Below are 13,360 nucleotides of genomic sequence, written 5' to 3'. Positions count from 1 at the left end.
GCTTGAACGGGCCAATGACGGATGCGATTGAAAAGCTTTGAAGGAATGGCGTGTTCGATCGCCGGCGTACTGGACGCCGTCGGGGACCGCTGGGCCTTTTTGATCCTACGTGACCTCTCGTTGGGGATAAGCAGGTACGAGGATCTGAAGAGGTCGAGCGGCATTACCCATGCCACGCTGTCTGATCGGCTAAAACATCTCGAACGAAACGGATTGATCGAGCGTCGTCTCTATCAGACTGGACCCGATCGCTATGAGTATGTCCTGTCCGTGCGAGGCTGGGACGTGGTTCTCGTGATTCAGGCGCTCGCTCAGGTCGGCGACAAATGGGAAGTGACTGGAAGCGCCGGACCTCCACTCGAATTCATCAACAGGAACGGGGGAAGCCGGGTGAAGCTGGCGATTGTTGATGAAGACACCGGTGCGACGATCCGCTTGAGGGATGTTCGGCCGAAAGCCGGCCCAGGCGCCGACGACCTGGTGAGATGGCGCATATCCAAATTCGCACGATAGCGACCCGATCGCCAGCGAGAGGGCGAGCTGCGTTCTTGTGAGGCATACTGCCACCCGACGCATGGGCTGTCAGCTGTCTCAGAGCTGACGGCCGTGCCGTCATCATGACAATTGCGAGGGCCCGCCAAGCAGGCGGGCCTCAGTGTTGCTGCGACAAGCTCAGGACGAGTGCGCGACTTGGTGCTCTTCCGACAGCAACTGTTGCAATTCGCCCGACTGGAACATTTCCGTGACGATGTCACAGCCGCCAACGAATTCGCCGCGCACGTAGAGTTGCGGAATTGTCGGCCAGTCCGAATACGCCTTGATTCCCTGCCGCAATTCCTCGGACTGGTAGATGTCGTGCGACTTGAACGTCACGCCCAGATGATCGAGGATTCGAACAACCTGCGCCGAAAATCCGCAGGCCGGCGAACTCGGCGATCCCTTCATGAATAGCACGACGTCGTTTGCATTGACCTCGCTGCTGATGAACTCCGCGATCGTCATCTGTCTTCTCCTGCCGTCTGTCAGTCCCAAGTCGATATAATTCGCCTGAGAACGAAAAGGCGCCCCGGCGGACACGCCCTTGCAATCAACCTGGCGCGGTCAGCCGAGTGCGATCAGTGGCGAACCCGGCTTGGCTTTCCGAAACTAGCATGAAAGGTCACTTGAAATTTAATAGAAAGTCAATACTGAAAAGGAACTTTGGGGTTGGAGTTCCCGCGCTAATATTGTCGCTCGGGCACCGAGGCTGTGGCCATTCGGCGGACAGATCGAGGCCACAACGGCAGCCTGTACTAAAGGGGGGAGTAAAACGTGGAACGTTTTTGGCTGGGCAATTATCCCGACGGCGTGCCGGCGGATATCGACGCCGATCAATTTCCGTCGTTGATCGAAATGTTCGAGGAAAGCTTTGCGAAGTTTGGAGATCGTGAAGCGGCGATCTGCATGGATAAGGCAATCACCTACCGCGAGCTCGACGAGATGTCGGCTGCAATCGGCGCTTACCTGCAGAGCAAAGGCCTGACAAAGGGAAGTCGGGTTGCGGTGATGATGCCGAACGTTCTCCAAAACCCGATCACCGGCGCGGCGGCATTGCGCGCGGGCTTCACGGTTGTGAACGTGAATCCTCTCTACACGCCTCGAGAACTCGAGCATCAGTTGAACGATTTGGGCGCGGAGGCGATCTTCATACTCGAGAACTTTGCTGCGACCTTGGAAAAGGTTCTGCCAAGAACGAAGGTGAAGCACATCGTCATCTGCTCAATGGGGGAGTTGCTCGGTCCGAAGGGACTTTTCGTAAACTTTGTCGTGCGCAAGGTAAAGAAGATGGTCCCTGCCTATGCATTGCCGGGCGCGGTCTCGTTCAGCGCTGCGCTGTCGGCAGGTCGAAAGATGAAGCTGAGGAGACCTGATATCGGTCCGGACGACGTTGCCTTCCTGCAATACACGGGAGGCACCACCGGCGTCTCGAAAGGAGCGACGTTGCTACATCGCAATATGGTGGCCAACGTGCTTCAAATATGTGCCTGGAGCGAGCCTGCCTTCCGCAGCGTTCCCGCGGGCGAACCTTTGCTGACGGTCTGCGCGCTGCCGCTGTATCATATCTTCGCGCTTACCGTTTGCTTCTTGTTTTCCGTGCGGGTCGGCGGGATCAATCTTATGATCGTAAACCCGCGTGATATCGATGGGCTCGTCAAGGAGCTTGGGAAATACAAAATTCACAGTTTTCCGGCCGTCAACACGCTGTTCAATGCCCTCCTACGCCATCCCGACTTCAAGAACGTGAATTTTTCGCAGTTGCGGATGGCGATTGGCGGAGGAATGGCAACTCAAAAGGCTGTCGCAGACAAGTGGCTCGCGGTGACGCGCTGTGTCCTGTCCGAAGGCTACGGACTTTCCGAGACGTCACCGACGCTGACGGCCACGTTGCCGACCATGACGGAGTTTTCCGGCACGATCGGACTGCCGCTTCCATCGACCTATATCTCGATCCGCGACGACGAAGGAAACGAACTCCCGATCGGAGAAGCCGGCGAGATTTGCGGAAAGGGCCCACAGGTGATGTCCGGCTACTGGAACAGGCCCGATGAGACCGCCCGGGTGATGACCCCTGACGGGTTCTTCCGAACGGGTGACATTGGCGTCATGTCGGCCGACGGATTCACCAAGATCGTGGACCGCAAGAAGGACATGATCATCGTTTCGGGCTTTAATGTGTATCCGAACGAAGTTGAAGCGGTCATCTCGAGCCACCCGGGGGTCCTGGAGTGTGCCGCAATCGGCGTGCCGGACGTGAAATCCACCGAGGCGGTGAAAGTCTTTGTTGTTCGTGCCGATCCCCAGCTGACCGCGGAGGAAGTCGTCAGTTTTGCCGGGACGCAGTTGACGCCATACAAGGTTCCGAAGCTGATCGAGTTCAGGACAGAACTTCCCAAGAGCAATGTCGGGAAGATCTTGCGCCGCGAGCTGAGGAGTGAAGCGCAAGGAAGCGGCGGGCCGCAGACGTCCTAAGAGCACGCGCGAAGAATCTCACGGCGCCAAAGAGGAAGACCGATCGATGGGCGCGGTCGGTGTCGCAGGCACCTGGCCTGCGACGTCGCACATGCGGCCGTGCCAGCGAACCTGGTCGTGCGGGACGCGGGCCCCGCAGATCATGGCTCTCGGCACATCGGCGCAGTTTCAATTCCGGGAATATTGACTATATTTGGACAAGATAAGGATTCTAGGACCCCATTTTGATGGCAAGAAACAGCCTCGACGCAACTTGTCCGGTAGCCCGAACGCTCGACATTGTCGGCGCGCGGTGGACGCTGCTCATCATCAGGGACCTGCTTCCCGGCACCATGCGCTTTCAGGATCTTCAGGAGCGTCTGCCCCGCATGGCTCCTAATGTGCTCTCCGATCGTTTGAAGATCCTCGAGGAACACGGCCTCGTGCGCCGCGAGTTCTACAGCGATCACCCTCCCAGAGCTGCCTATACCCTGACGGATCCAGGCCGCGAGCTCGGCGTCATCGTATTGGCTCTCGGTCGATGGGGCCTACGGCACCTCGGCGGGAAATTGAAACCCGGCCTGCAGCACGATGAGTGCTTACGCCACCTGCAGCAAGCCTCCGAGGCCTTGATCCGCCGTCCGGTGCAACGAGTGAAATCCGCAGGCAAGTCGGCGGCGAAGGGCGCGAGAGTTCGCAAGGAACTGAGCCACCGTGCAAGTGGCCGGATTGCTGCTTCAGAAAGGATACGTCGCGATCAGGCTTTACCGCGGGCTTCGAGGAGCCGGGGCGATCGCTCCAAGGCCCATCTGAAGCTCTTCGGAGCGCGTCCGAGCAGATCTTCGAGCTCGCCGGTGACGGCCTCATACCGCCCACTCGCGGCCAGGCGGGTGATCGTCCTCAGGTGCTCCGCGGTGTGCGGGACGCGAGCTGCCAGAGCACCATTGATGTAGGCCTCGATCCAGGCGTTCAGATCCTGAGGAACGTAGGAAACGGGTCTTCCCAACGTCGTAGCATAATCCTCGGCCAAGCTCTGCATGTCCTTCGCCTCCGGGCCGGTGAGCTCGTAGGTCTTCGATACGTGCGGCGAAGGATCGATCAAGATCCTGGTGCAGATCTCGGCGACGTCGTAGGCGGCAATCGGGGCGATCCTGTGCTTGCCGAAGGGGAGATGAAGCTCGCCGGCGCCCAGCAACTGCTTGAGCGGAAACCAAGCAAGAATCGGATTTTCAACGAACATCGTAGCCCGGATATTGACGACCGGCAGGCCGGACCAATTCAGAGCCTGCTCGGAGGCCCAATGGGCTCTCGGCTGCGGCGACCAATCGGTGACAAGTCCTCCCAACCACTCCCGCCGTGCCTCATAAGGAGCCGTCATCCGCGTAAAGTCCATATAGGACTGCTCGAACTCCGAAATATTGAGAAAGACTTCGAGGTCTCCTTGTGCTCGCGCGGCGGCTGCCATCAAGATCGTTGCATCGGTGTAATAGGGATTCAAGCTCATGCTGAAGTAGACCCGGCGGCAGCCTTTCAGCGCGGCGGCAACGTCAGCGACGTTGAGCAGATCGCCCACAAACACCTCGGCACCCAGCTGACGAAGAGCTTGCGCCCTCTCGTCGTCTTTACGTACGAAGGCACGCACCGGATACTTCTTCTCGATGAGCATATTGATCATCGTCTTGCTGATGGAGCCTACATCTCCGCCGGCGCCAGTAATCAAGATGGGATGCGGTTTGGACATCGACGCTTCCTTGGAGGATGTGACTGAGACGTTCTTTGAACGGAAAGGCAGGCCGCGCGGCGCGCCTCGAGGCGATCAACTCTTGAGGAAGGGCAAGATATGGCCCAAGACCGCCTCGGGCTTCTCGAGGTGCAGGAAATGGCCGACGCCGGGCATGACGACGCGTTCGAAGCCCTTCGTGAACGCCGCAGCCATATCGTCGCTAAGCCGCGCTGACATGCAGCCGTCCTCCTCCCCGTGCAGATAGAGCGTTGGGACGGCGATCGGGCCGTTCGCCCGGGCTTCGAGGGCCTGCGCTTCCGCTTCGGGGGGCGGGGTAAACAATTGCCTGTAGTAGGCGAGTGTCTGGGCACGACTCCAGGCTGTCTGAACGCGTCAATCAACGCCGTGCGATCCGAAGCCGGCATCTTGTAGCCGGGCGACCACTCCCGCCAAAGCCGATCGAGGAAGGCGAAGTCGTTGAGCTGAACTGCCGGCTCGGCAAAACGCGTATGGAAGAAGAACATGTACCAGCTTCGTCGCTGCTGATCGCCGTCGGCCAGGAACGCCTGCGACAAGCCTTTCCCATAGGGGACCGCCAGCCCTACAAGCTTGCGGATCCGCGATGCATCGAGACTTGCCGCGGAATAGGCCGCTCGTGCTCCGAAGTCGTGACCGATGACATCGGCCTGTTCGGCGCCCAAAGCTTCGATGAGGGCGAGGACGTCCTGCCCAATCGCCGCGGCGCGGTAGGATCCGTCGGGTGCAGCGCCACCGGCCCAAAATCCGCGCAGCGCCGGAGCAACGGCCCGACATCCCTCCTGCGCGAGACGGCCCAAGACATGAGCCCAGCTTTGCGCGTGATCGGGAAAGCCGTGCAAGCATAGTACCAGGGGGCCGTCGCCGGCTTCGAGGACCGGAAACTTCAGCCCGTTCGCCCGAACCACCCGCTTGCGGATTTCCCTCGGCTCAAACCTCTGCCCCGGAGCACCGGGGCGGTCGGGCGGAGGCGCAGCAGTCCTTTTCATTGGCAGATCCTCGCGAATTCTGGATGATGACTATCATCCAGAGCCGAAGCTGGGTAATTCAATGTTGAATAGGCGTGATAGCAGCTTTGCCGTGTTGGGCCGCACTGGGTTGAAATACGATAAACCGGAGTGGCGATTGCACCACGATTGGACCAACGGACTGCGGCACGCGGGCGCGGGAATGTAGTCGCGAATTTCGATCGGCCAATCGTTCGTTGATGGCGGGACATTATGCGCTACGAGAAGGGTCATAGAGCCGGAACGTCGGCTCGTATCGTCGAGTGCGCTTCGGCTCGGATCCGCGAGCGGGGAATCGAAGGCGTCAAGGTTGCCAGGCTCATGAAGTCTGCCGGTCTGACGCACGGCGGCTTCTATCTCCATTTCAAATCTCGTCGTGATCTGATCGAAAGAGCTTTCGCCAGAGCCATGGACGGATCGGTGGAGCGATGGCGGAAGGCGGCCGAACGCTCGGGTCCCGGCGAACGTCTTCTGAGCATCGTCGACTACTACCTCGCGGATCGACACCGCGACGATATCGCGAACAGTTGCGCGCTTCCCTCGCTCGCAGCCGAGGTGCCTCGGGCCGGCGTGGGCATCAGAAGGACGTTTTCAAACGGCTTGAGAGAGATGATCGACGTTCTGTCCGGGGACGTAAACGGCCCATCGAAGCGAGAAGCAATGGTCATCGTGTCCGAAATCGTGGGTGCGCTGTTGTTGGCCCGGGCGGTCGATCATCCGGAGTTCGCATCGGAAATAGTGAGCGTGGCTCGCGAGCACGTCCTGGGCGGCGATCCGCAGGTCCCCGGAATCACGAAAGCGCCGCGCAAAGTCTCGATACGGACCAAGCGCCCGAGTTCGAAAAGGTCGCAGAAGCGCGAAAAGTCCAAGCCTCTGGCGTGAAAAGATACTAGATACCCAACTTTCTAGCATCAGTCTCCAAGGCCTTGGCCACCACCTTCAGCCATTTGTGGACGGCTTTGATCTTCTCGGACGAGCCGTCGACCTTCCGATGCGTGAAGTAGAAGTCTCTCAGCGCCATGCTTTTCGAGCCCCATTGCGCCATGACCGTTAGCGCGCCGCTGCTGACCAGGGGAGCAATCAGAGGAAAAGGCGCCAGCACGACGCCCATCGACGACCTTGCCATCTGTATCGCCGTCAAAAGGCTGTCGCCGACCAGGTCCGGTTCCTTGGTGGCGACCCGTGGTTCGTACTCCTCGAACCATCTTTGCCAAAGTTCTGGCGCCGTGGCGACCTTTATCAATGGCAGCTTCGTAAGGTCTTCCGGGTGCTGAATTGGGCCGAAGCGATCCAATAGCTTCGGGTCCGCGCATGGGGCAGCGCGCGACCTGAGCAGCCTGTGATAGGTCAGGCTGCCGAAGGGAGGCTCGCCGAATTGGACCGCGGCATCGATGTTGTCTCTCTCGAAATCGGCCAGTGTATTCTTGGCCTCTAGTCTCAAATCAAGCCCCGGATTGTCGACGCGGAATCTCTCGAGGTGAGGGAGCGCAGCAAGCATCGCGAACGTAGGGGTTACGCTAACCCGGACGATAGGGCCGCGCTTTCTATCCTCCAGGAGGTTGCTTGCGCGAAATAGTTCGTTGAAGGCGCTCAGGACGGCACTGGCATAGATCGCTCCGTTTTCAGTGAGCTCGATACTCCGGCCGTTGCGCTGAACCAGCTGAATCCCGAAGTGCGCTTCGAGCGTACGAATTTGATGCGTGATTGCGGACGGCGTGAGACTCAGACTTTCGGAAGCAAGTTTCACGCTGCCTGACCGTGCGAGAGCTTCGAATGCGCGCAGGCTCGCCAGGGGAGGAAGGACTGATGGTGCATTCGACATTTGTCGTGAGCCTGGTTCAACGATCCGCAATCGAATTCAATTGTTTTCCTGCTGTCTGCTGGCCAGCTTAGCGGAAGCAAGCGACGCTCCATAGCGCAATTTAGATTTAAGTAATGGGTCGTTGTGCCCGAACCCGAGCAGCTCGGCATAGCGCCGTCAACTTGGGCGCTTAGAAACAGGGAGAAAGCCTGGTGAGTTCGTGAGCGTGAAATTCAATCTCAATGGCAAAGCCGTTTCGGCCAGCGCCGAACCCGACAGCCCTTTGCTGTGGGTCATTCGTGACGAGATGGGCCTGACCGGCACCAAGTTCGGCTGCGGCATGGCCTTGTGCGGCGCCTGCACGGTGCACCTCGACGGTCAGCCGGTGCGTTCCTGCCAGACGCCGTTGTCGGCCGTGCTGGGCAAGCAGGTGGCCACCGTGGAGAGCCTGTCGCCTGACAACAGCCATCCGTTGCAAACAGCTTGGATCAAGCACGACGTGCCGCAGTGCGGCTACTGCCAATCAGGGCAACTCATGAGCGCCGCGGCGCTGCTGGCCCACAACAAGAACCCGAGCGACGCCGACATCGACGAGGCTATGAGCGGCAACATCTGCCGTTGCGGCACGTATCCGCGCGTGAAGGCCGCCATCAAGGACGCGGCCATCATGATGCGCAAAGGCTGAGTCTTCCGGGGAAAACGAATGAACAACTTCACCGAACCCTCACGCCGCGATTTCCTGAAGACTTCGGCCATCGCCAGCGGCCTGCTGCTGGGTGTCAGTCTTCCGAGTCCGCTCGATGCCAAAGCCAGCGGAAACGTGCACACACTTAATGCTTGGGTGCACATCGCAGACGACAACAGCATCACCCTCATCACTGCCCGCTCCGAGATGGGCCAGGGTGTCTACACCGCGCTGCCCATGCTGCTGGCCGAAGAGCTCGGTGTCGACCTCGCCAGCATCAAGGTGGAGGTCGCTCCGCCCAACGCCAAGTCCTACGGCAACGCGCTGGTGGGCGGCCTGCAGCTGACGGGCGGCTCCACCTCGGTGCGCGACGGCTGGGATCGCCTGCGGATCGCGGGCGCGCAGGCGCGCGAGATGCTCGCGGGCGCGGCGGCCGCGCGCTGGAAGGTGACGCGCGATCAGGTCCGGCCGGGCAATGGCTTCGTCACGGGCCCCGGGGGGCGCAAGGCGAGTTTCGGCGAGCTCGCGGCTGCGGCGGCCACGATGCCGGTACCGGAGAAGCCGCCGCTGAAGGACCCCAAGGACTTTCGTCTCGTCGGCAAAAGCACGCGGCGACTGGACACGCCGGCCAAGGTCAACGGCACGGCCCGCTTCGGGATCGACGTCAAGCTGCCCGGCATGCTTTACGCGGCGCTTGAGCAATCCCCGGTGATCGGCGGCACTGTCAAGACGGTGGACTCGGCCAAGGCCAAAGGCATACCTGGCGTGGTGGACGTGGTGCAGATCCCCGACGGCGTCGCGGTGGTGGCCGACAGTTGGTGGCGCGCCAACCAGGCCCGCAAGGCCCTGGTCATCGAGTGGGACGAGGGCGCGGGCGCCGCGCTCGACCACAATTCCATGCTGGCCGGCACCCGGGCGGCTTTGGACAGCGGCACGCCGAAACTGTTCAAGGCGAATGGCGACGCCAATGCCGTGATCGCCGCCTCATCGCGGGTGTTGCGCGCTGAGTACGTGAGCCACCTGCTGTCGCATGCGGCGCTGGAGCCGATGAACTTCACTGCACATTACAACAACGGGCGCGTTCACCTGATCGGCCCTACGCAGTGGCAAGATTTGACGCAGACTGCGGTGGCCAAGGCCTTGGATATCAAACCCGAGGACGTCACCCTGGAGACCACCTTCCTCGGGGGCTCCTTCGGCCGTCGCCAGGAAGTGGACTTCGTCGTTCAGGCCGCGCAGATCTCCAAGGCCGTGGGCAAGCCGGTCAAGCTGCTGTGGTCGCGCGAGGACGACATGACGCACGACTTCTACCGGCCGCAGGCGGTGCACCGCGTCGCTGCCGCCCTGGGGGCGGACGGCAAGCCGACGGCCATGACCTTTCGCATGGCTTCCCAGTCTGTCGGCATCCGCGTATTCAGCATCCCGCTCAAGGTTCAGGACCCGACGATGACCGAATCGGCCGTCGCGCCCTACGAAATTGCGGCGACGCGCCACGACGTGGTCAAGCACGACGCTGGGTTGCGGGTGGGCTATTGGCGCTCGGTCAGCAACCCGCTCAACGTGTTTGCCAACGAGTGCTTCATCGACGAGCTTGCCAAGGAGGCCGGCCAAGACCCTTACGCGTACCGCCTGTCATTGCTGAGCAACCAGCCGCGCTTTGTCGAAGTGCTGAACCTGGCAGCCGAAAAATCGGGCTGGGGCAAGCCGTTGCCCGCCGGCCGGGCCCGTGGCATCGCCCTGATGGAAGCCTATAACACCTACATGGCCCAGGTGGCCGAGATCAGTCTGGACGACCAGGGCGCAGTCAAGGTGCACCGAGTCATCGTGGCGGCCGACCTGGGCCGCATGATCAACCCCGATACGGTGGAGGCGCAGATCCAGTCCAGCGTGATCTTCGGCATGGGCGCGGCGCTGATGCAGGAGATCACTTTGGAAAAGGGCCGGGTGCAGCAGACCAACTTCCACGAGTTCCCGGTCGTGCGCATGAATGAAGTGCCGGCGATCGACATCGTGCTGGTCGACAGTACCGAGGCGCCCGGCGGCATCGGCGAGCCGGCCACGGCGGTGATCATGCCGGCCCTCGCCAACGCGGTCGCCGCGCTAACCTCCAAGCGGCTGCGCAAGCTGCCGCTGACGGCCCAGGCGATAAAGATGGCTTGAGGCGAGGAATCGCCTCGAGTTTTTTCGAAGCAGTATATAACCTTAACCCTGAGGGCGGATCTCTTACATGTTTTTTGACTCCTCGCGCTCGTTCCCAGTTCGTGCATCCCTGCGTGCCACCTGCGCCGCCACACTGCTGCTGGGATCGTCGGCCTGGGCCGGTGATCTGATCATCAAGGTCAAAGGCGCGGAGGCGCCTTACGGCAAGATTGGCTGCTGGCTGTACAGCAGCAGCGAGGGATACCCCATGAACCCGAAAACCGCCAAGGCGATCGTCTGGGTGCCGGCCGCGGCCGGGGAAGTCACGTGTCGCTTCCCAGACGTTCCCCCGGCCGCTATGCGGCTTCCATCATGCACGACGTGAACAACAACCAAATGATGGACGTCAGCCCCGTCGGCCAGCCCACCGAGCAGTGGGCGATATCGACCAACGCGCGGCCCCCGATGCGCGTGCCGACTTTCGAGGACGGTGCCTTCACGATGCCGGCCACGGACCTGACGCTCAATGTCGATGTAGACATGTAAGCAAGGCGGGTTGTGACTTTGTGCCAGCGGCCCTGCGCGGGCCGCTGGCAAAACCCCGGGTTTGCAGCTGAATCGTCAATGCGCGGACATCGGCGGCGTTTTTGGGCAAGGGCTTGCGCTGCTCCGGCATCGTCGCGGCCCAGCAAACACCCCCCAGACCTTTCGGCTTCGGCGTTGAGCCAGCGTAGGCTCGGCGAAAGACCGCTAGCGATCAGTTCAAAATTCAGGGGGTGACCACCCACCCGACAAAAAAGATAGGAGAGGATTCCATGAAAACCACATTCGCGCAGCGGACGGCCGCGGCGTTGTTGGCCGTGCTTGCCCTGACCGCCCACACCGCGGCGCTGTCGGCCGATAAACCGGCGGGCAAGGTCGATGGCACATTCATCCGCGCCAATGCACTCACGACAACCGAGTGGCCGAGCCACGGCCTGGACTACGCGGAGACACGCTCCTCACGCCTGGATCGGATCGACACCTCCAACGTGAAAGACTTGGGCTTGGTGTGGTCGTACGACCTGGAGTCCACGCGCGGCGTGGAGGCCACGCCCCTGGTGGTGGATGGCGTCATGTACGTCACGGCATCGTGGAGCGTGGTGCACGCGGTGGACGTGCGCACCGGCAAGCGCCTGTGGACCTACGATCCGCAGGTAAAGCGCGAAGAGGGCTACAAGGGTTGCTGCGACGTGGTCAACCGCGGCGTGGCGCTCTGGCAAGGCAAGGTGTTCGTGGCGTCCTTCGACGGTCGGCTGATCGCGCTGGATGCGAGCACGGGCCGCAAGGTCTGGGAGCAGGACACCATTGCCGATCACAAGTTCAGCTACACCATCACTGGCGCTCCGCGCGTGTTCAACGGCAAGGTGATCATCGGCAACGGCGGTGCCGAGATGGGCGCGCGAGCCTACATCACCGCGTACGACGCGAACACCGGCGAACAGAAGTGGCGCTGGTTCATCGTGCCCGGCGACCCGAGCAAGCCTTTCGAGGACGAGTCGATGGCGAAGGCCGCCAAGACGTGGGACCCGGCGGGAAAGTGGTGGGAGTTTGGCGGCGGCGGCAATGCCTGGGACACCATGACTTTCGATCCCGAACTGAACTTGATGTACGTGGGCACCGGCAGCGGTACGCCGTGGGCGCAGAGCAAGCGCAGCCCCGCGGGCGGCGACAACCTGTACATCGCCTCCATCGTGGCGCTCAACCCGGACACCGGCCAGTACGTCTGGCACTACCAGGAAACGCCGGGCGAAAGCTGGGACTTCGACTCCACGCCGCCGATGATCTTGGCCGATATCACGATCGCCGGCAAGCCGCGCAAGGTGATCCTGCATGCACCGAAGAGCGGCTTCTTCTTCGTGATCGACCGCACTAACGGCGAGTTCATCTCCGCCAAGAACTTCGTCGATGTGAACTGGGCCACGGGCTACGACGACAAGGGCCGGCCGATCGAGACCGCCATCGCCCGCAAGGGCGACCGGCCGCGCGAGATCACCCCCAGCGCGCACGGCGCGCGCGGCTTCCACTCGATGTCGTTCAACCCCTCCACGGGCCTAGTGTACATGCCGGTGCAGTCCATACCTCTCACGCTGATGGACGACAAGGACTGGAAGTTCAACAAGAGCACCCCGAGCCAGATACAGAGCGGCACGGGCTGGAATCTGGCCACGTTCATCAACGCGAAGCAGCCCAAAGGCCCGACCCTCGGCAGACTTGTCGCCTGGGACCCTGTGCAACAGAAGGCCGCCTGGACGCATGAGCACTCGGCGCCCTGGAACGGCGGCACCCTCGCCACTGCGGGCAACCTGGTGTTCGAGGGCACCGCGGATGGCCGCTTCATGGCCTTCGACGCGCGCGACGGCAAAGTGCTCTGGGAGACGCCCATCGGTGGCGGCGTGGTGGCGGCGCCCGTGAGCTATGTGGTGGACGGCAAACAGTACGTTTCCATCGCGGTGGGCTGGGGTGGCACGTACGGGCTATCCGCGGGTCACAGCGAAAAGCGGGCGCCGGGCACCGTGTACACCTTCGCCGTGGGCAGCAGGGCGCCTCTGCTCGACTTTCCCGCCCATCGCCTGGGTGAGTTGGTCGCCGGCGTCAAGTACAACCCCGCCGACGTGGCGCCCGGCCTCGGGCTGTACCTGAGCAACTGCCTGTTGTGTCACGGCGAGCCCGGCAAGGAGCATCTTGGCGGCAACCTGCCCAGCTTGGTCTATTTGGACAAGGCCTACATCGAGAACCTGGAAAAGTTCGTCTTCAAGGGGCCGGCCATGTCGCGCGGCATGCCCGATTTCACCGGCAAGCTCAGCGCCGACGATGTGGAGAAGCTAAAGGCCTTCATCCAGAGCACGGCCGATGCGATGCGCGGCAAGTAGAGTGCTCCCTTCGAAGCGGCCCTGCGGGCCGCTTCGAAGGGAGCGGGTTTGACCTATCTTCCGCCACGC

The 13,360-nt window shown here is 61.6% G+C and carries 12 protein-coding genes and 2 pseudogenes; 9 read left to right on the top strand and 5 right to left on the bottom strand.

Going from position 1 to position 13,360, the window contains the following annotated elements; genetic code table 11:
* Nucleotides 1-21 precede the first annotated feature (21 nt).
* A complete protein-coding gene (locus ACSKB8_RS17010; protein WP_438105355.1) occupies nt 22-513 on the top strand; it encodes a winged helix-turn-helix transcriptional regulator in 492 nt (163 codons plus the stop codon).
* Nucleotides 514-672: 159 nt separating this feature from the next.
* Here the strand turns inward: ACSKB8_RS17010 and grxD are convergent, their stop codons facing one another.
* Entirely contained in the window at nt 673-1,002 is a 330-nt protein-coding gene (gene grxD, locus ACSKB8_RS17005) for a Grx4 family monothiol glutaredoxin (protein WP_438105354.1), read from the bottom strand.
* Between the two features lie 309 nt (nt 1,003-1,311).
* On the opposite strand from grxD, the gene ACSKB8_RS17000 reads away from it, so the two are divergent.
* Together ACSKB8_RS17000 and ACSKB8_RS16995 are read left to right on the top strand one after the other, a co-directional pair.
* A complete protein-coding gene (locus ACSKB8_RS17000; RefSeq protein ID WP_438105353.1) occupies nt 1,312-3,009 on the top strand; it encodes a long-chain-fatty-acid--CoA ligase in 1,698 nt (565 codons plus the stop codon).
* Between the two features lie 227 nt (nt 3,010-3,236).
* Nucleotides 3,237-3,536: pseudogene (locus tag ACSKB8_RS16995) on the top strand (winged helix-turn-helix transcriptional regulator); the annotation flags it as partial.
* A 209-nt stretch (nt 3,537-3,745) separates the two neighbouring features.
* On the opposite strand, the gene ACSKB8_RS16990 reads toward ACSKB8_RS16995, so the two are convergent.
* The 3 genes and pseudogenes from ACSKB8_RS16990 to ACSKB8_RS16980 all read right to left on the bottom strand — a co-directional run.
* Nucleotides 3,746-4,729 (bottom strand): NAD(P)H-binding protein, encoded by a 984-nt coding sequence (locus ACSKB8_RS16990; RefSeq protein WP_438105352.1) that lies wholly within the window; start codon nt 4,727-4,729, stop codon nt 3,746-3,748.
* Nucleotides 4,730-4,804: 75 nt separating this feature from the next.
* Complete coding sequence (locus tag ACSKB8_RS16985; protein WP_438105351.1) at nt 4,805-5,053, bottom strand: alpha/beta fold hydrolase; 249 nt, start codon at nt 5,051-5,053, stop codon at nt 4,805-4,807.
* 164 nt (nt 5,054-5,217) lie between these two features.
* Nucleotides 5,218-5,736 (bottom strand): annotated as a pseudogene (locus tag ACSKB8_RS16980) (alpha/beta fold hydrolase); the annotation flags it as partial.
* A gap of 231 nt (nt 5,737-5,967) precedes the next feature.
* Here ACSKB8_RS16980 and ACSKB8_RS16975 point away from each other — a divergent pair.
* On the top strand, nt 5,968-6,636 hold the full coding sequence (locus ACSKB8_RS16975) for a TetR/AcrR family transcriptional regulator (protein ID WP_438105350.1): 669 nt from the start codon (nt 5,968-5,970) through the stop codon (nt 6,634-6,636).
* Nucleotides 6,637-6,643: 7 nt separating this feature from the next.
* Here ACSKB8_RS16975 and ACSKB8_RS16970 read toward each other — a convergent pair whose 3' ends face one another.
* Nucleotides 6,644-7,576 carry a LysR substrate-binding domain-containing protein gene (locus tag ACSKB8_RS16970; RefSeq protein ID WP_438105349.1) on the bottom strand — a complete coding sequence of 311 codons (933 nt, stop codon included), beginning with the start codon at nt 7,574-7,576 and terminating at the stop codon, nt 6,644-6,646.
* Nucleotides 7,577-7,781: 205 nt separating this feature from the next.
* On the opposite strand from ACSKB8_RS16970, the gene ACSKB8_RS16965 reads away from it, so the two are divergent.
* From ACSKB8_RS16965 to ACSKB8_RS16945, 5 genes are all read left to right on the top strand, one after another.
* Nucleotides 7,782-8,240, top strand: a complete 459-nt coding sequence (locus tag ACSKB8_RS16965) for a (2Fe-2S)-binding protein (RefSeq protein ID WP_438110559.1) — start codon at nt 7,782-7,784, stop codon at nt 8,238-8,240.
* An 18-nt stretch (nt 8,241-8,258) separates the two neighbouring features.
* Nucleotides 8,259-10,400: a molybdopterin cofactor-binding domain-containing protein gene (locus ACSKB8_RS16960; protein WP_438105348.1), complete on the top strand. Its 2,142-nt coding sequence runs from the start codon at nt 8,259-8,261 to the stop codon at nt 10,398-10,400.
* Between the two features lie 67 nt (nt 10,401-10,467).
* Entirely contained in the window at nt 10,468-10,764 is a 297-nt protein-coding gene (locus tag ACSKB8_RS16955) for a hypothetical protein (protein ID WP_438110892.1), read from the top strand.
* Nucleotides 10,707-10,925 (top strand): DUF2141 domain-containing protein, encoded by a 219-nt coding sequence (locus ACSKB8_RS16950; RefSeq protein ID WP_438105347.1) that lies wholly within the window; start codon nt 10,707-10,709, stop codon nt 10,923-10,925. Before ACSKB8_RS16955 ends, ACSKB8_RS16950 begins: the two co-directional genes overlap by 58 nt.
* A 269-nt stretch (nt 10,926-11,194) precedes the next feature.
* A complete protein-coding gene (locus ACSKB8_RS16945) occupies nt 11,195-13,291 on the top strand; it encodes a PQQ-dependent dehydrogenase, methanol/ethanol family (RefSeq protein ID WP_438105346.1) in 2,097 nt (698 codons plus the stop codon).
* Nucleotides 13,292-13,360 lie beyond the last annotated feature (69 nt).

The sequence above is a fragment of the Bradyrhizobium sp. BR 1432 genome, assembly GCF_051547705.1.
Classification (GTDB): domain Bacteria; phylum Pseudomonadota; class Alphaproteobacteria; order Rhizobiales; family Xanthobacteraceae; genus Bradyrhizobium; species Bradyrhizobium zhanjiangense.
The sequence above is the reverse complement of the archived record's forward strand: the minus strand, read 5'-3'. Positions and strand labels throughout refer to the sequence as shown.

What these genes read in the sequence shown, in the direction of transcription:
- grxD (WP_438105354.1), bottom strand. Translation starts at nt 1,002, where the DNA reads ATGACGATCGCGGAGTTCATCAGCAGCGAGGTCAATGCAAACGACGTC.
- ACSKB8_RS16945 (WP_438105346.1), top strand. Translation starts at nt 11,195, where the DNA reads ATGAAAACCACATTCGCGCAGCGGACGGCCGCGGCGTTGTTGGCCGTG.
- ACSKB8_RS17010 (WP_438105355.1), top strand. Translation starts at nt 22, where the DNA reads ATGCGATTGAAAAGCTTTGAAGGAATGGCGTGTTCGATCGCCGGCGTA.
- ACSKB8_RS16975 (WP_438105350.1), top strand. Translation starts at nt 5,968, where the DNA reads ATGCGCTACGAGAAGGGTCATAGAGCCGGAACGTCGGCTCGTATCGTC.
- ACSKB8_RS16960 (WP_438105348.1), top strand. Translation starts at nt 8,259, where the DNA reads ATGAACAACTTCACCGAACCCTCACGCCGCGATTTCCTGAAGACTTCG.
- ACSKB8_RS16970 (WP_438105349.1), bottom strand. Translation starts at nt 7,576, where the DNA reads ATGTCGAATGCACCATCAGTCCTTCCTCCCCTGGCGAGCCTGCGCGCA.
- ACSKB8_RS16990 (WP_438105352.1), bottom strand. Translation starts at nt 4,729, where the DNA reads ATGTCCAAACCGCATCCCATCTTGATTACTGGCGCCGGCGGAGATGTA.
- ACSKB8_RS16955 (WP_438110892.1), top strand. Translation starts at nt 10,468, where the DNA reads ATGTTTTTTGACTCCTCGCGCTCGTTCCCAGTTCGTGCATCCCTGCGT.